14 protein-coding genes are annotated in these 16,812 nt (G+C 51.3%); 7 read left to right on the top strand and 7 right to left on the bottom strand.

Annotated elements, in window-relative coordinates; all coding sequences use genetic code 11:
• Positions 1-3 precede the first annotated feature (3 nt).
• The 3 genes from ilvD to acuI all read left to right on the top strand — a co-directional run bounded on the left by ilvD (position 4) and on the right by acuI (position 4,638).
• Positions 4-1,845, top strand: coding sequence for a dihydroxy-acid dehydratase (ilvD, locus tag AC6R0S_RS11440; protein ID WP_500628980.1), 1,842 nt, complete (start codon positions 4-6; stop codon positions 1,843-1,845).
• A 3-nt stretch (positions 1,846-1,848) separates the two neighbouring features.
• Positions 1,849-3,411, top strand: a complete 1,563-nt coding sequence (ilvA, locus tag AC6R0S_RS11435) for a threonine ammonia-lyase, biosynthetic (protein ID WP_487902968.1) — start codon at positions 1,849-1,851, stop codon at positions 3,409-3,411.
• 246 nt (positions 3,412-3,657) lie between these two features.
• The gene (acuI, locus tag AC6R0S_RS11430; RefSeq protein ID WP_500630507.1) at positions 3,658-4,638 is read left to right on the top strand and encodes an acrylyl-CoA reductase (NADPH); all 981 of its coding nucleotides are present in this window, start codon (positions 3,658-3,660) and stop codon (positions 4,636-4,638) included.
• A 51-nt stretch (positions 4,639-4,689) separates the two neighbouring features.
• On the opposite strand, the gene AC6R0S_RS11425 is transcribed toward acuI, so the two are convergent.
• Positions 4,690-5,631 carry a LysR family transcriptional regulator gene (locus AC6R0S_RS11425; protein ID WP_500628983.1) on the bottom strand — a complete coding sequence of 314 codons (942 nt, stop codon included), beginning with the start codon at positions 5,629-5,631 and terminating at the stop codon, positions 4,690-4,692.
• 149 nt (positions 5,632-5,780) lie between these two features.
• Entirely contained in the window at positions 5,781-5,966 is a 186-nt protein-coding gene (locus AC6R0S_RS11420; RefSeq protein ID WP_334555514.1) for a hypothetical protein, read from the bottom strand.
• Positions 5,967-6,138: 172 nt separating this feature from the next.
• Here AC6R0S_RS11420 and tusA point away from each other — a divergent pair, with 172 nt between their 5' ends.
• Positions 6,139-6,387 (top strand): sulfurtransferase TusA, encoded by a 249-nt coding sequence (tusA, locus tag AC6R0S_RS11415; RefSeq protein WP_334555515.1) that lies wholly within the window; start codon positions 6,139-6,141, stop codon positions 6,385-6,387.
• 87 nt (positions 6,388-6,474) lie between these two features.
• Here the strand turns inward: tusA and AC6R0S_RS11410 are convergent, their stop codons facing one another.
• Together AC6R0S_RS11410 and AC6R0S_RS11405 are read right to left on the bottom strand one after the other, a co-directional pair.
• Positions 6,475-6,735 (bottom strand): hypothetical protein, encoded by a 261-nt coding sequence (locus AC6R0S_RS11410; protein ID WP_334555516.1) that lies wholly within the window; start codon positions 6,733-6,735, stop codon positions 6,475-6,477.
• Positions 6,736-6,847: 112 nt separating this feature from the next.
• Positions 6,848-7,405, bottom strand: a complete 558-nt coding sequence (locus AC6R0S_RS11405; protein ID WP_500630506.1) for a TMEM165/GDT1 family protein — start codon at positions 7,403-7,405, stop codon at positions 6,848-6,850.
• Between the two features lie 459 nt (positions 7,406-7,864).
• Here AC6R0S_RS11405 and glyQ point away from each other — a divergent pair, with 459 nt between their 5' ends.
• From glyQ to AC6R0S_RS11390, 3 genes are all read left to right on the top strand, one after another.
• Positions 7,865-8,797 (top strand): glycine--tRNA ligase subunit alpha, encoded by a 933-nt coding sequence (gene glyQ, locus AC6R0S_RS11400; protein ID WP_334555518.1) that lies wholly within the window; start codon positions 7,865-7,867, stop codon positions 8,795-8,797.
• Positions 8,798-8,799: 2 nt separating this feature from the next.
• Positions 8,800-10,866, top strand: coding sequence for a glycine--tRNA ligase subunit beta (gene glyS, locus AC6R0S_RS11395; protein ID WP_500630505.1), 2,067 nt, complete (start codon positions 8,800-8,802; stop codon positions 10,864-10,866).
• 205 nt (positions 10,867-11,071) lie between these two features.
• A complete protein-coding gene (locus tag AC6R0S_RS11390) occupies positions 11,072-12,322 on the top strand; it encodes a valine--pyruvate transaminase (protein ID WP_500628985.1) in 1,251 nt (416 codons plus the stop codon).
• Positions 12,323-12,423: 101 nt separating this feature from the next.
• Here the strand turns inward: AC6R0S_RS11390 and AC6R0S_RS11385 are convergent, their stop codons facing one another.
• The 3 genes from AC6R0S_RS11385 to recF form a co-directional block, all read right to left on the bottom strand.
• Complete coding sequence (locus AC6R0S_RS11385) at positions 12,424-12,861, bottom strand: Hsp20 family protein (RefSeq protein WP_500637962.1); 438 nt, start codon at positions 12,859-12,861, stop codon at positions 12,424-12,426.
• A gap of 436 nt (positions 12,862-13,297) precedes the next feature.
• Positions 13,298-15,715, bottom strand: a complete 2,418-nt coding sequence (gyrB, locus tag AC6R0S_RS11380) for a DNA topoisomerase (ATP-hydrolyzing) subunit B (RefSeq protein ID WP_500630504.1) — start codon at positions 15,713-15,715, stop codon at positions 13,298-13,300.
• 13 nt (positions 15,716-15,728) lie between these two features.
• Positions 15,729-16,811 carry a DNA replication/repair protein RecF gene (recF, locus tag AC6R0S_RS11375; RefSeq protein ID WP_334555522.1) on the bottom strand — a complete coding sequence of 361 codons (1,083 nt, stop codon included), beginning with the start codon at positions 16,809-16,811 and terminating at the stop codon, positions 15,729-15,731.
• Position 16,812: the final 1 nt, after the last annotated feature.

Raw genomic sequence — 16,812 nt, 5'->3', positions numbered from 1 at the left:
AAAATGCCTAAATACAGATCCGCCACCACCACTCACGGACGTAACATGGCCGGTGCTCGTGCACTTTGGCGCGCAACTGGGGTAAAAGATGAAGATTTCGGTAAACCGATCATCGCCGTAGTGAACTCGTTCACTCAGTTTGTTCCCGGTCACGTTCACCTCAAAGACATGGGCCAACTGGTAGCTCGCGAAATTGAGAAAGCAGGCGGTATTGCCAAAGAATTCAACACCATCGCGGTCGATGATGGCATTGCGATGGGTCACGGCGGCATGCTCTACTCTCTGCCTTCTCGTGAGCTGATCGCCGACTCGGTGGAGTACATGGTCAACGCCCACTGCGCGGATGCCATGGTGTGTATCTCCAACTGTGACAAAATCACACCGGGAATGCTGATGGCCTCAATGCGCCTCAATATTCCGGTGATTTTCGTCTCGGGCGGACCAATGGAAGCGGGCAAAACCAAGCTGTCTGATCAACTGATCAAGCTCGACTTGGTTGACGCGATGATCCAAGGCGCTGACCCTAAAGTCTCCGACGAGCAAAGTGAGCAGATTGAGCGCAGCGCCTGCCCAACCTGTGGTTCGTGCTCAGGCATGTTTACCGCCAACTCGATGAACTGTCTCACCGAAGCCCTCGGTCTTTCTCAGCCGGGTAACGGTTCGATGCTGGCTACACACGCCGATCGTGAGGCGCTGTTTATCAATGCCGGTAAGCGCATTGTCGAGCTGACTCGCCGCTACTACGAGCAAGAGGACGAATCTGCCCTGCCGCGCAACATTGCCACCTTTGACGCGTTTGAAAACGCCATGGCGCTCGACATCGCCATGGGCGGCTCCACCAACACCATTTTGCACCTGCTTGCGGCGGCGCAAGAGGGTGAAGTGGACTTTGATATGGAAGACATCGACCGTCTGTCACGCCAAGTGCCTCACCTATGTAAAGTGGCGCCGTCGACGCAAAAATACCACATGGAAGATGTCCACCGTGCGGGCGGCGTCATGGCGATTTTGGGTGAACTTGACCGCGCCGGCTTGCTGCACAATGATGCCCGCACCGTACTGGGCCTATCGATGAAAGAGCAGTTGGCGCAATACGACATCATGCAGACCGAAGACCCAGAGGTGTTGACCTTTTTCCGCGCAGGACCAGCCGGCATTCGCACTACCAAAGCCTTCTCTCAAGACTGCCGCTGGGATCGACTCGATGACGATCGCGTCTCTGGCTGTATTCGCGCCAAAGACAACGCCTTTAGCCAAGAAGGCGGCCTTGCGGTGCTAAAAGGCAACATCGCACTTGATGGTTGTATCGTTAAAACCGCTGGGGTGGACGAGAGCATTCTCAAGTTCACTGGCCCTGCGGTGGTCTTTGAAAGCCAAGAAGATGCCGTCGAAGGTATTCTCGGTGGCAAAGTCAAAGCGGGCGATGTGGTCGTCATCCGCTATGAAGGCCCGAAAGGCGGCCCGGGCATGCAAGAGATGCTCTACCCTACCACCTACTTGAAATCTATGGGGCTTGGTAAAGAGTGTGCTCTGCTTACCGATGGCCGCTTCTCTGGCGGTACTTCGGGTCTCTCTATCGGTCACGCCTCTCCAGAGGCGGCCAATGGCGGCGCGATTGGCCTGGTGAAACCGGGTGATTTGATTGCGATCGACATTCCAAACCGCACCATCTCGCTTGAGGTGTCTGAAGAAGAGCTGGCGACTCGCCGCGCAGAGCAGGACAAACTGGGCTGGAAACCGGTTTCTCGCGAGCGTGAGGTCTCTTTTGCTCTGAAAGCCTACGCCAGCATGGCCACCAGCGCAGACAAAGGCGCGGTGCGTGATAAGTCCAAACTCGAGGGCTAAACCATGACTGACACGGCCACTAGCGAGAAAAAAACGACCAAAAAGCCTCAGCCCTCTGGCGCCGATTATCTGCGCCAGATCCTGCGAGCCCCAGTGTATGAAGTGGCCACAGTAACGCCGCTGCAAGCGATGCCGCGCCTATCCGCGCGCATCCATAACCATGTGCAGCTCAAACGAGAGGATCGCCAGCCGGTCCACTCGTTCAAGCTTCGCGGCGCTTATACTATGGTCTCTAGCCTGACGCAGGCGCAAAAATCCGCCGGTGTGATTGCCGCCTCGGCGGGCAACCATGCCCAAGGGATGGCGCTTTCGGGCACCAAACTAGGCATTAAAACCATCATAGTGATGCCCAAAACCACACCGGACATCAAAGTCGAGGCCGTGCGCGGTTTTGGCGGCGAAGTGGTGCTGCACGGGAGTAATTTCGATGAAGCGAAAGCCCAAGCGGAGTTACTGGCCGCCGAACATGGCTATACCTTTGTGCCGCCTTTTGATCACCCATTGGTGATCGCAGGGCAAGGGACGATCGGGATGGAGATGTTGCAGCAAAATGGCCACCTCAACTACATCTTCGTTCCTGTCGGCGGTGGCGGTTTAGCAGCCGGTGTGGCGGTATTGGTGAAGCAGTTGATGCCGGAAGTCAAAGTGATCGCGGTGGAGCCGGAAGATTCGGCCTGCTTAAAAGCCGCGTTAGACGCCGGCGAGCCTGTGGTGCTTGACCAAGTCAGCATGTTTGCCGATGGCGTCGCGGTCAAACGCATTGGTGATGAGACCTTCCGTCTGTGCCAAAAGTACATTGATGGTCACATCAGCGTATCCAGTGATGAGATCTGCGCCGCAGTCAAAGACATTTTTGAAGACACGCGCGCCATTGCAGAGCCTTCTGGGGCACTGGCGTTGGCCGGTCTGAAAAAGTACGCGGAAAAGCATCAGCTGCGCGACCAAAACCTCGGCACTGTGCTCTCTGGCGCCAACACCAACTTCCACGGTTTGCGTTACGTCTCTGAGCGCTGTGAGCTGGGCGAAAAACGAGAAGGCTTGCTCGCGGTAACCATACCGGAGCGACAAGGCGCGTTTTTTGAGTTTTGCAACCTGATCGGCGGTCGTGCCGTGACCGAGTTTAACTACCGCTACAACGACGACACCTTGGCCAATATTTTTGTTGGTGTGCGTCTGCAAGGCGGCCAAGAGGAACTCGACCACATCATTGCCGATCTGCGCGAAGGGGGCTATCCGGTGGTGGATCTCTCCGACGACGAGATGGCCAAACTGCATGTGCGCTACATGATTGGCGGAAAGCCGTCGAAACCGCTCAAGGAGCGCCTCTACAGTTTTGAGTTTCCGGAATACCCAGGGGCGCTACTGAAGTTTTTGTCCACGCTCGGTACGCACTGGAACATCAGCTTGTTTAACTATCGCAATCATGGCGCCGATTACGGTCGCGTGCTGTGTGGCTTTGAGTTAAGCGAAGACGATCTCTCCCGCTTTGGCGCGCACCTACGCGAGCTCGGCTATCAGTACAAAGACGAAACGGACAACCCGTCCTATCAGTTCTTCTTGTCCTGATCTCTCGATCATCAAAATCGTTGGGAATGAATAGTGAGCCAGTCTTCGGACTGGCTTTGTTCTTACTGGTTTTTTTCTTCCATCCGCATCGCCCCTCAGCCCTCTCACCCGCTTGCTACTCTCCTTACCCATAGAGTAATGCGTGATGCGCATGAACATAATGCTAAAGTTTCATTTTAGTCATAGTGGTTTTGCGTCTACACTCAACACAGTTCTTACTATTGCTGCACCACTGTGGAGAGTTTTATGTTTAACGCACTGATCCTAAACCAAGAAGAAAAACGCACCATCGCATCGATTGAGCAAATTGACGAAAACCAACTGCCCGAAGGCGAGGTGTTGGTGGAGGTCGATTACTCATCATTGAACTACAAAGACGGTTTGGCGATCACGGGTAAAGGTAAAATCATCCGTCAGTTCCCTATGGTTCCCGGCATTGATTTAGCGGGCACCGTGGTGCGCTCTGACGACGCTCGTTACCAAGCGGGCGACCAGGTGGTGTTAACCGGCTGGGGCGTGGGTGAAAACCATTGGGGCGGCATGGCGCAACGTGCGCGCCTAAAAGCCGATTGGTTGGTTCCACTGCCACAAGGGCTAGATAGCAAGAAGGCGATGATGGTCGGCACCGCAGGCTTTACCGCGATGCTGTGTGTCCAAGCGCTGCTTGATGCGGGCATCAAACCGGAACAAGGTGAGATTCTTGTCACTGGTGCCAGCGGCGGTGTGGGCTCAGTGGCGGTGACGCTGCTGGCTGAGCTCGGCTACAGCGTCGCTGCGGTCACAGGGCGTGTTGAACAAAATGGCCCACTTCTTGAAAAGCTCGGTGCGAAACGCATCATCGATCGCGCAGAATTTGAAGAGCCTGCGCGCCCACTTGAAAAACAAATTTGGGCCGGCGCGGTTGATACTGTGGGTAGCAAGGTACTGGCAAAAGTGCTCGCGCAGATGGATTACAACGCCACCGTGGCCGCCTGTGGCCTTGCGGGTGGTTTTGATCTGCCTACGACCGTGATGCCGTTTATCTTACGTAATGTGCGTCTGCAAGGCGTTGACTCAGTCTCTTGCCCAACCGACAAGCGTATTCAGGCGTGGGAAAGCCTCACCAAGCTGCTACCTGAAAGCTACTTCGCGCAAGCGTGTAACGAAATTACCCTTGAGCAAGCGCCGCAATTTGCCGAGCAGATCACCAACGGCCAAGTCACGGGTCGTGTAGTCATCAAGCTGTAATTGCGCACATTTGACGAGACCTCTGCCATGCACTCGAGAGGGTGCATGGCATTAATCTAATCCCATATCTTCTATGCGCTTGGCGATGAGTCGTCCGCACTCTTCTTTGACAATCGCTCTTAGCCACTCTTGCGCCGGCGAATGCTCACAACGCGCATGCCAAATCATCGAGTAGTCAAACGACGTGAAGTGAAACGGCAAAGGTTTGATCACCAAGTCATAACGCTCCGCGACCAGATACGCCAAATCCGCCGGGACAGTAATGATCAGCGGCATGGTATCCACTATCGCTAGCGCAGCTTCTAAATGATACGCGCGCAGCACCATTTTTCGTTTGGGCAGATCCACCAGCGCTTGCTCTATCAAGGCGTTCACACCATCACTGATGGCAATCATCGCATTGGGGTAGTGCAGGTAGTCGTCGAGCCGCATCGTCTTCTCAGCCAATGGGTGCTGTTTAGACAGCAAACACAACACGCCCACTCTGCCGAGCACCTCACTGCGCAGCGGTTCAACGGGGCCTGTCGGTCGGCAAATGGCTAAATCTGCACCTTCATAAATCAGTTGATCGGCAAGTCGGTCATGCTGAAGCGGCTGAAAGTGAAACGACACGTTAGGCGCTTCTTGATAAATCCTCGGCAGAGCGAACGGCAAGATGGTTTGCATCGCGTAGTCGGTGGTGGCAATGGTGAAGGTTTGATCGCAGCGCTGCGGGTCAAAATCGAGCGGCGAAAGCAATTGCCGCAGTGATTCCAACGGCTCGCCGAGCGCGCGATCTATCTCCAACGCTTTTTCTGTCGGGATAAGCTGCTGACCTTGACGGGTAAACAAGGGATCGCCCAGTAAATCACGCAATCGCCCCAACACACGGCTCATGGCCGATTGACTCAAATTGAGCCGCTGCGCCGCTTTGCTCACGCTGCACTCTTCAATCAAGACTCGCAGTGCAACCAATAAATTGAGGTCGCGGCGATACACATCTTCTAGTTCCACAATGACCACTCTGGAGATAAGGTATTGTTAGTGTAACCGCTAAGAAAAAAAAATCCCGCCTTTCAGCGGGGAAGCCCAAGAAAACTGGGGGATAGTGTCGGAATGTATTTGGAGATGGGGTTAGGTCAACGCCACTAGGAAGGGAAGCGTTAACCTCTATGTTCGTCAGAGGCTTTTGAAAATCGGTGCATCTCTAACCATATCCCTGTCACGCAGGCCACCATACCGAGCAAAGGCATGAAGGAAGCGTCCGCCGGGGCGCGTAACACAAGCGCGCAAAATGAGATCAAGCAAAGCACCGAGTAAATGGTCAATCGATCCAATGCGGTCAACATAAGCGCTCCTTGCTGGTGTCAACTCAAGTCAGCGTATCCCTGCCTTGAGCTTTAAATGTTACCAAGTTGTTAACTAAGTTAAAACAAAATGATCCATTTGCCAAGTGCTTATTGAAGTTTTTTTCACCGCCAGTATTATCAAGCGCCTAATTGACCTGACAAAGAGCGCCCGATGACTATCGATACCACCCAGGCAACCCACACCTTAGAGGCAGAAGGACTTCGCTGTCCGGAGCCCGTTATGATGGTCAGGAAGACAATTCGAAACATGGACGATGGCGATGTATTACTGGTCACAGCGGATGACCCCTCGACCACCCGCGACATCCCGAGTTTTTGTCGTTTTATGGATCACCAGTTGCTGGCTGCGCAGACCGACGCTGTGCCATATCAATACTTGATTAAGAAAGGGGTCGCCTAAGATCTCCCCAACAACAACGATCTCGCAAACAAAAACGGCAGCCCATCTGGCTGCCGTTGTTGATTTGATTCTCTCGACTTCGGGTCGCTATTCGTCGTACTCCAGGCTGCGCACTTCTGCTTGCAGTTTTTGCAACTGCTTTTGCATCGCCCGCATCTCTTCATGCATTGGGATGATGTGCGCGACTCGAATCCAGGCCTCCACCGTGAGACCGGTTAATATAAACGAGCCGGCAACAATAGGCAGCCACATATCGGTCAGTGGGAGTGCCAATAAGCAAAGCGCCAAACCAAAAGTGAACAGATAACTTTGACTTTTCGGTGTGATACCCATGTAACGTGTCAGCATGCATTTGCCCTCTCGCTATCATCGACAGCACTACGTTAACACGCACGCACAGTGGCAAATCAAACCTGGATCACGACTCAGGGCAAATGTTGCCTGTGTGACGCCGAGGCCATCATGGCCATAAGGCCGCGCCTAAAGCGAGCGCGACAAACAGCAGTGCGGTGACTTTACGAATCAAACCTAGCGGCATCTTGTGCGCAGAAAGCTTACCAATCGCAACAACCGGCACGTTCGCCGCCAACATACCAATGGTGGTGCCTAAAATAACCCAAGTCAGCGCGTCAGCAAACTGGGCGCCAAGAATCGAGGTCGCAATTTGGGTTTTATCGCCAATCTCAGCAATAAAAAACGCAACAAAGCTCGCGACAAAAGGGCCGCGATTGGAAATGGATTCTTCATCATCGAGTTTATCGGGGATCAGCACCCAGCCAGCCATCGCCAAAAAGCTGGCAACAACGACCCACTTGAGTACCTCTGGCGAGAGGTAATCCGCAACAACCACACCGAGCCACGCCGCAAGGGCATGATTGGCGATGGTGGCAAAAAAGATCGCCGCTATAATCGGGATGGGTTTGCGATACCGACTGGCCAACAATAAAGACAATAATTGGGTTTTGTCGCCAATCTCAGCAAGGGCAACAGTAGTAATAGAAATGGCTAAAACGCTCACGACATGCTCATTGGGGCAGGATTATTATTTTTTACCATAGACAAACCTCGCGCCCCACCCCGGTTCACGATGTTTATCTAAGGTCTTGCTTAATTCATCGGGCGATGAATCTCGAGCGCCACGGTGATTTTGCACCGATTATGTTGACGGTCGAACCAAACAGAAGCCCTCTATTTGGTCAGCTACTCCCCAAAGATGGCGGCAATTCTATCCATCTCACTGAAAAATCTCAAGTCGCAAACGTGCGCATATACCCAAAGGGGCGTTCGGCGAGATTTCTCATAGAAATGCGACTTTAAGAAAAATTTGGTCATTAAGTCGATAAAATTCCATTAAAGGAGATTTTTCAGCGAGAATTTCTCCCGATTTGCTCTACTCGGACATCGAATATCTCGGTATACTTGATTGTTATTTTTTCTTCATTTAGACAGAACTTTCTCAGAGAATCGCGCGAATACTATGCAAAAATACGACATCAAAACCTTTCAAGGTATGATCCTCGCGCTGCAGGATTATTGGGCCCAACAAGGCTGTACCATTGTTCAACCACTCGACATGGAAGTAGGTGCAGGTACCTCTCACCCAATGACATGTTTGCGCGCCCTTGGCCCAGAGCCAATGTCAACCGCTTACGTTCAGCCTTCTCGTCGTCCTACCGATGGCCGTTACGGTGAAAACCCTAACCGTCTTCAGCACTACTACCAGTTCCAAGTGGCACTTAAGCCATCGCCAGACAACATTCAAGAGTTGTACCTAGGCTCACTGGAAGTGTTGGGTATCGACCCGCTAGTCCACGATATTCGTTTCGTTGAAGATAACTGGGAGAACCCAACGCTAGGCGCTTGGGGTCTAGGCTGGGAAGTTTGGCTAAACGGTATGGAAGTGACGCAGTTTACCTACTTCCAACAAGTCGGTGGCTTAGAGTGTAAACCGGTGACTGGTGAGATCACTTACGGTATCGAGCGTCTTGCTATGTACATCCAAGAAGTTGACTCCGTTTACGACCTAGTATGGAACGTCGCACCAGACGGCTCGAACGTGACATACGGTGATATCTTCCACCAAAACGAAGTGGAGCAGTCAACGTACAACTTTGAGCACGCTGACGTCGATTTCCTATTTAGTTTCTTCGACCAGTGTGAAAAAGAGTCGAAAGAACTCCTTGAGCTAGAGAAACCTCTACCTCTACCCGCTTACGAGCGCATCTTGAAAGCGGCGCACGCTTTCAACCTGTTAGACGCACGTAAAGCCATCTCGGTCACCGAGCGCCAACGTTACATCCTTCGTATCCGCAACCTGACTAAATCTGTTGCAGAAGCCTACTACGCATCACGTGAAGCACTAGGCTTCCCAATGTGCCGTACCCAAGATGCAAAGAGCGAGGAGAAGTAATCATGGCGAAAGAATTTCTAATTGAACTGGGTACTGAAGAGCTACCACCAACGCAACTTCGCACTCTAGCGGAAGCGTTCGCAGCAAACTTCGAAGCTGAGCTAAAAGGCGCAGACCTAGCACACGAAGGTGTGAAATGGTACGCCGCGCCTCGTCGTCTAGCGCTTAAGGTTTCAGCGCTAGCGGAAGGCCAAGCGGACAAAGTGGTTGAGAAGCGCGGTCCTGCGGTTTCTGTCGCATTCGATGCTGACGGTAACGCAACTAAAGCGGCTCAAGGCTGGGCACGTGGTAACGGCATCACGGTTGAACAAGCTGACCGTCTAGTGACAGACAAAGGCGAATGGCTACTGTTCAAACAAGAAGTGAAAGGCCAAGCAACGTCTGACATCGTAGTCGACCTAGCCGCTAAAGCACTGGGTAACCTACCAATCGCTAAGCCAATGCGTTGGGGTGACAAGACGACTCAGTTTATCCGCCCAGTTAAAACACTGACCATGCTAATGGGCTCTGAGCTGATTGAAGGTGAGATCCTAGGTGTCGCATCCAGCCGCACACTCCGTGGTCACCGCTTCATGGGTGAACAAGAGTTCACTATCGATTCTGCCGAGCAATACCCTGCTATCCTAGAAGAGCGCGGTAAAGTCATGGCCGACTTTGAGGCGCGTAAAGCGATCATCCTTGCTGACTCGCAAAAAGCAGCAGCAGCGCTTGGTGGTGTTGCTGACCTAGAAGATGATCTCGTTGAAGAAGTCACGTCTCTGGTTGAATGGCCAGTGGTTCTAACCGCGAAGTTTGAAGAAGAGTTCCTAAAAGTGCCTTCTGAAGCGCTGGTTTACACCATGAAAGGTGACCAGAAGTACTTCCCTGTCTATGACGAGAACAAGAAGCTACTGCCTAACTTCATCTTCGTATCGAACATCGAATCGAAAGAGCCTCGCTACGTCATCGAAGGTAACGAGAAGGTGGTGCGTCCACGTCTGGCGGATGCCGAGTTCTTCTTTAACACTGACCGTAAGCGCCCGCTTATCGACCGTCTCCCTGAGCTAGAGCAAGCGATCTTCCAAAAGCAGCTTGGTACTATCAAAGACAAAACTGATCGCATCACTGAGCTTGCTGGCTACATCGCTGAGCAGATCGATGCTGACGTTGAAAAATCGAAGCGTGCAGGTCTTCTTGCTAAGTGTGACCTAATGACCTCTATGGTATTCGAATTTACCGATACTCAAGGTGTGATGGGCATGCACTACGCAACCCACGATGGTGAAGACGAGCAAGTGGCTCTAGCGCTTTACGAGCAGTACATGCCGCGTTTCGCCGGTGACGCCCTACCAAGCACAGGAATCTCATCTGCTGTCGCTATGGCTGACAAGCTCGATACCATTGTAGGTATCTTCGGTATTGGCCAAGCACCTAAAGGCTCTGACCCATTCGCACTGCGCCGCGCATCTCTAGGTGTACTACGTATCATTGTCGAAAACGGCTACAACCTAGACCTAACAGACCTTATCGCGAAAGCGCAGTCTCTGTTTGGCGACAAGCTCACCAACGCGAACGTTGCAAACGACGTTATCGAATTCATGCTCGGCCGTTTCAATGCATGGTACAAAGACCAAGGCTTCAGCGTGGACATCATCCAAGCGGTACTGGCGAACCGTCCAACCAAACCAGCAGACTTCGACCAGCGCGTTAAAGCGGTCTCTCACTTCCGTGAGTTAGAAGCCGCGGAAGCACTCGCCGCAGCGAACAAACGTGTCGGTAACATCTTAGCGAAGTTCGATGGTGAGCTGGCCGCAGAAATCGATCTCGCTCTTCTACAAGAAGACGCAGAGAAAGCACTGGCGGAAAGCGTTGAAGTGATGACAGAAGCGCTCGAGCCTGCGTTCGCAACGGGCAACTACCAAGAAGCACTCAGCAAGCTAGCAGGTCTACGTGAGCCTGTGGATGCCTTCTTCGATAACGTCATGGTTATGGCTGATGACGAAGCACTGAAGAAGAACCGTCTAACACTGCTGAACAACCTACGTAACTTGTTCTTGCAGATTGCCGACATTTCTCTTCTGCAGAAATAATCGCGCGTACGGATAGATGACACCAAGCCCAACTCAATGAGTTGGGCTTTTTTATGCCAACAAAACAGACCAGTTCTGCGCACTAAAATAGTGCTTTGCCTCACATTGCCATTGCTGTATGTTCAAGGATTACTCTATTGGTCAGCCACGCACTGATCAGCACACCCATTCAGTAAAGCAATAATCAAATCAAGGTTAGTGAGTCATGCAGTTCTCAAAGTTTGGTGAAAAATTCAATCAATATTCCGGCATTACCCAATTAATGGACGACCTCAATGATGGTCTACGCACACCCGGCGCCATCATGCTCGGTGGCGGTAACCCTGCGGCCATTCCCGCCATGATTGATTACTTTCACCAAGCCAGCCAAGAGATGCTGACCAGCGGCGAGTGGATTCAAGCGCTCGCCAATTATGATGGCCCACAAGGCAAAGATGCCTTCGTCAAAGCACTCGCTGCCCTGCTGAAAGAGACCTATGGCTGGGAGGTCAGTGAGAAAAACATCAGCTTAACCAATGGCAGTCAAAGCGGCTTTTTTTACCTGTTTAATTTGCTGGCAGGCACGCAGCCCGATGGCTCACACAAAAAGATTCTGCTGCCGTTAGCGCCTGAGTACATTGGCTATGGGGATGCGGGCATTGATGAGGATATTTTTGTCTCTTACCACCCGGAAATTGAGCAACTCGACAATCGCATGTTCAAATACCACGTCGATTTTGAGCAACTAAAGATCGATGACTCGATTGCGGCGATCTGCGCGTCTCGCCCGACCAACCCGACGGGTAATGTGCTGACCGATGAGGAGATCATCAAGCTCGATAAACTCGCGCGCGACAACCACATTCCGCTGATCATCGACAACGCCTACGGCGTGCCCTTCCCCAACATCATTTTTGAGGAGGTGACGCCCTTTTGGAATGAGAACACCATTCTCTGCATGAGTTTGTCCAAGTTAGGCTTGCCTGGCGTGCGCTGTGGGATTGTGATTGCCAATGAAGCCATCACACAAGCGCTCACCAACATGAATGGTATTATTAGCCTAGCGCCAGGCAGTGTGGGGCCGGCGCTGGCACATCATATGATTGAAAAAGGCGATCTTCTGCGCTTGAGTGAAGAGGTCATCAAACCGTTTTATCAGCAAAAATCTCAGCGTGCGGTCGAACTGCTGCAAGAGGCAATTACCGATCCGCGCTTTCGTATTCACAAGCCAGAAGGGGCGATTTTCCTCTGGCTCTGGTTTGATGCGCTGCCTATCACCACCATGGAGCTCTACCAACGTTTGAAAGCACGCGGGGTGTTGATTGTTCCGGGTGAGTACTTCTTTATCGGCCAAGAAGATGAGTGGGATCATGCGCACCAGTGCCTGCGAATGAACTATGTACAAGACGACGAGATGATGCAACAAGGCATCCAAATCATCGCGGAAGAAGTGCAAAAAGCCTACCAGCAGGGCTAATCGCCCTAACATTACCAAGCATAAAAAAGAGCGCCGATTGGCGCTCTTTCACTATTTATACCCGCATTTTATATCCGCAGCATAGCGGCGCACAGGCTCGCTTATTTGTTTTCCAGCAACTGGCTTGAGCTGATGGCAATTTTACGCGGTTGCATCGCTTCAGGAATTTCACGCTCAAGATCAACGTGCAGCAAGCCATTTTCCATACTCGCGCCGGTGACTTTCACATAGTCGGCCAATTGGAACTTGCGCTCAAAGTCACGCTCAGCAATGCCTTGGTAAATATAGTTCTTACCCTCTTCGTCTTTACGCTCACCTTTAACAATTAAGGTGTTCTCTTTTTGCGTCAGTTCAAGCTGCTCTTCAGCAAAGCCTGCCACTGCCATGGTAATACGGTAGTGGTTTTCATCTTTCTGTTCGATGTTATACGGAGGGTAACCGCCGGAGCTGTTTTTCGTGCTGTTGGCTTCCATCATATTAAGAAGACGGTCAAAACCAATCGCGTTGCGGTATAAAGGAGTGAAATCTACAGTTCTCATCATACTATCCTCTTGATTAAGCAATAGTCTTAGTCGTGACTGTGTAGGGACGATGATTAACTCGCCCCCTAGCGACTAAGGGATTCGTTCACTATTCCTCTGGCTGCCTCTATAGGGCCAGCACGTAGGACATAGCAACAAACTCAGTGTTAACGTGTGCTGTTAAGGCCATCCTCATAGGAGCGATACCTCTTCAGCGAGTCCAGAAGGTCTGTTTCTTCTCATCGGAGCAAGACAGCTTCCCTCTTCAACAATAGATATAGGGATCGGCCAAAATGGTTTCAAGAGGAGAGAGTAAAAAAGTTTCTAGTTCCTAGTTCCTAGTTCCTAGTGCCTAGAGTGGGACAATGTATTGGATTGAAATGGAAAATAGAAACCAATAAAAAAGCGCAGATCGTTCGACCTGCGCTTTTTCTAATTCTAGAAACTAGGAACTTTACACATCCAAGTTCGCTACTTTCAACGCGTTCTCTTCGATAAAGTGACGACGAGGCTCAACCTGATCACCCATCAATGTCGTGAAGAGCTGATCGGCGCCAACGGCATCTTCGATGGTCACTTGCATCATGCGACGCGTTTCTGGGTCCATGGTGGTTTCCCAAAGCTGATCCGGGTTCATCTCACCCAGACCTTTGTATCGCTGTGTGCTCAATCCGCGGCGAGACTCTTTGATCAGCCACTCTAGCGCTTCGACAAAGCTGCTCACAGGCTGAGTGCGTTCACCACGTTTGATGTACGCGCCCTCTTCAATAAGGCCATTCAGCGCTTCAGAAAGCTCGCCCAACTTGGCAAACTCTTTCGAGTTGATCAAATCGATGCTCAGTGCGTATTCGTGTCTTACGCCATGTGTGCGCACGATGATTTTCGGCAAGTTCAAGCCGAGCTCAGCATGCTGCTCTACTTCATATTGGTACTGACTTGCGCCCACTTCTTTAGCGTTCAACTGCTCAACCAAAGTCTTGGTCCAAGCCTCTACCACAGCAGCGTCATGACACTGCTCTGCGGTCAAACGTGGCACGTAAATCAACTCATGAATCAAGGCGTGCGGGTAACGGCGGCTCATGCGATCCACCAGCTTGATGCCAGCATTGTATTGCTGAACCAGCTTCTCTAGAGATTCACCCGCCAACGCTGGCGCGTCCGCGTTGACGTGCAGCGCTGCGTTGTCTAGGGCCAAAGAGACTTGGTACTGGTTCATCGCTTCTTCATCTTTGATGTACTGCTCTTGCTTACCCTTCTTCACTTTGTACAGCGGTGGCTGAGCAATGTAGACGTAACCACGCTCAATCAGCTCAGGCATTTGACGGTAGAAGAAGGTCAACAGTAGCGTACGGATGTGCGAACCATCGACGTCCGCATCGGTCATGATGATGATGTTGTGGTAACGCAGTTTGTCTGGGTTGTATTCGTCACGACCGATACCACAGCCAAGCGCAGTGATCAGCGTCGCCACCTCTTGAGAAGAAAGCATCTTGTCGAAACGCGCTTTCTCTACGTTAAGGATTTTACCTTTCAGAGGAAGAATCGCTTGGTTCTTACGGTTACGGCCTTGTTTTGCGGAGCCGCCTGCCGAGTCACCCTCCACTATGTAGAGTTCAGACAGTGCTGGATCTTTTTCCTGACAGTCCGCCAATTTACCTGGCAGACCAGCAAGGTCTAGGGCGCCTTTACGGCGAGTCATCTCACGTGCTTTACGCGCCGCATCACGAGCACGTGCTGCATCAATGATCTTGGTACAAACGATTTTTGCTTCTGTTGGATGCTCAACAAGGAACTCTGACAGTTTCTCGCCCATGGCAGACTCAACCGCAGATTTCACTTCAGAAGAAACCAGCTTGTCTTTGGTTTGGCTTGAGAACTTGGGATCAGGTACTTTCACCGAGATAACCGCGGTGAGACCTTCACGCGCATCATCACCAGACGTTGCGGTTTTCGCTTTCTTCGAGAAGCCTTCTTTGTCCATGAACGAGTTCAAGGTACGCGTCAATGCCGCACGGAAACCGGCAAGGTGAGTACCACCATCACGTTGTGGAATATTGTTGGTGAAACAGAAGATATTCTCTTGGTAACCATCATTCCACTGCATCGCCACTTCGACTGCGATGCCATCTTCACGTTCTGAGTTGAAATGGAATACTTTCTCAATAATTGGAGTTTTGTTGGTGTTCAAGTGATCGACAAAGGCTTGAATACCCCCTTCGTACATGAAGTGATCTTGTTTGTCTTCTTCACGCTCATCACGTAACTTGATCGAAACACCAGAGTTTAGGAAAGAGAGCTCACGCAAACGCTTTGCAAGAATGTCGTAATGGAACTCAGTGTTAGAGAACGTCTCTTCACTCGGCCAAAAACGAATTTCTGTGCCCGTCTTTTCTGTCTCACCAATCACAGCCAGTGGCGCTTGAGGTTCACCATGGTGATAAGTTTGAGTGTGAATTTTGCCACCGCGATGGATTGTCAGCGTCACTTTCTTAGACAACGCGTTCACCACCGACACGCCCACACCGTGCAGACCACCCGATACTTTGTACGAGTTGTCATCAAATTTACCGCCTGCGTGAAGCACGGTCATGATCACTTCTGCCGCCGAGACTTTCTCTTCCGGGTGAAGCTCTGTTGGGATACCACGGCCATCATCGTTGACAGAGACAGAGTTATCCTCATGAATGGTCACCACGATGTCTTTACAGTGACCCGCCAACGCTTCATCAATTGAGTTATCTACCACCTCAAAGACCATGTGGTGCAGACCGGTGCCATCATCCGTGTCGCCGATGTACATACCCGGACGCTTACGAACCGCATCCAGACCCTTTAGTACTTTAATACTCGATGAATCGTAATTTTCAGCCATGAGTTATCTTCCGCTATATATTTTGCTCTATTGTGCCATGTTCCACATGGAACATCCTGCCATTTTCATCACGCATGTCGCTGATTTGGCTTTCAGTAATAGAGCTGACAAAAACTTGAGCCCCCGTCTGTTTCAAGCAATCGGCAAGACGCTTGCGACGTTGACTGTCTAATTCAGAGGCAAAGTCATCTATCAAGTAGATGCATTGCTTGCCCGTCATCTCAGTCAGGTGTTGGCCTTGTGCTACGCGTAGCGCGCACACCATCAACTTTAACTGACCCCGAGACAGGACATCTTCCACTGGCGTACCATTTACCTTAATGCGTAAATCCGCCTTGTTTGGGCCACTGAAGGTGTAACCCAGCGCCTGGTCGCGCTCAAAGTGGCTCTCGAGAATCGCTTGGTATGGCGTCTCTTTGTCCCAACCACGATAATACTTGAGCGAGATATCAAACTCAGGCAAAAATGCCCGGCATATCTCTTCGGCTTTGTGCGTCAATTGCTCAACGTACTCACCACGCCAACGACTGATGTTTTCCGCCAGTGTCGCCATCTCTTGATCCCAATAACTGAGCTCTCGATAGCTACGCGCCGTTTTCAGCAGTGCGTTGCGCTGTTTGTTTAGGCGCTTAAAACGCCCCCATGCATCATAAAAGGCCGATTCGGTATGAAATACGCCCCAATCAATAAATGCACGGCGATGTTTCGGCCCATCGGTCAACAGATCAAACCCTTCAGGATGAATCAGTTGCAGTGGTAACACTTGCGCCAACTGGGCTAACTTTTGCCCAGATTGACCGCCTATTTTAACCTCTGTTGAGCCATCACGCTGCTTATTAATGCCAATGGGTAGCTCAAATTGATCCGAGTTCAAAAAACGACCGTGAACAAACAGCTCATCATGGTCATTTTGAATCACTCGCCCGGTCAAACTGCTTTTGAACGACCGACCGTGGCCCAGTAAATAAATGGCTTCCAGAACACTGGTTTTCCCGCTGCCGTTCGGGCCAATAAGAAAGTTAAAGCCTGATGATAACGAGATATCACAGGCTTTGATATTGCGAAATTGCTTAATAACAAGACGAGAGAGCGGCATG

It is taken from the genome of Vibrio sp. R15-SG3-ISO1B, from assembly GCF_059833835.1.
This window is presented reverse-complemented; position numbering and strand designations above follow the sequence as displayed.

Bases quoted from the DNA above. Each gene is read 5' to 3' on its own strand.
- ilvD (WP_500628980.1), top strand. From the start codon at position 4: ATGCCTAAATACAGATCCGCCACCACCACTCACGGACGTAACATGGCC.
- ilvA (WP_487902968.1), top strand. From the start codon at position 1,849: ATGACTGACACGGCCACTAGCGAGAAAAAAACGACCAAAAAGCCTCAG.
- acuI (WP_500630507.1), top strand. From the start codon at position 3,658: ATGTTTAACGCACTGATCCTAAACCAAGAAGAAAAACGCACCATCGCA.
- AC6R0S_RS11420 (WP_334555514.1), bottom strand. From the start codon at position 5,966: ATGTTGACCGCATTGGATCGATTGACCATTTACTCGGTGCTTTGCTTG.
- tusA (WP_334555515.1), top strand. From the start codon at position 6,139: ATGACTATCGATACCACCCAGGCAACCCACACCTTAGAGGCAGAAGGA.
- AC6R0S_RS11410 (WP_334555516.1), bottom strand. From the start codon at position 6,735: ATGCTGACACGTTACATGGGTATCACACCGAAAAGTCAAAGTTATCTG.
- glyQ (WP_334555518.1), top strand. From the start codon at position 7,865: ATGCAAAAATACGACATCAAAACCTTTCAAGGTATGATCCTCGCGCTG.
- glyS (WP_500630505.1), top strand. From the start codon at position 8,800: ATGGCGAAAGAATTTCTAATTGAACTGGGTACTGAAGAGCTACCACCA.
- AC6R0S_RS11390 (WP_500628985.1), top strand. From the start codon at position 11,072: ATGCAGTTCTCAAAGTTTGGTGAAAAATTCAATCAATATTCCGGCATT.
- AC6R0S_RS11385 (WP_500637962.1), bottom strand. From the start codon at position 12,861: ATGAGAACTGTAGATTTCACTCCTTTATACCGCAACGCGATTGGTTTT.
- gyrB (WP_500630504.1), bottom strand. From the start codon at position 15,715: ATGGCTGAAAATTACGATTCATCGAGTATTAAAGTACTAAAGGGTCTG.
- recF (WP_334555522.1), bottom strand. From the start codon at position 16,811: ATGCCGCTCTCTCGTCTTGTTATTAAGCAATTTCGCAATATCAAAGCC.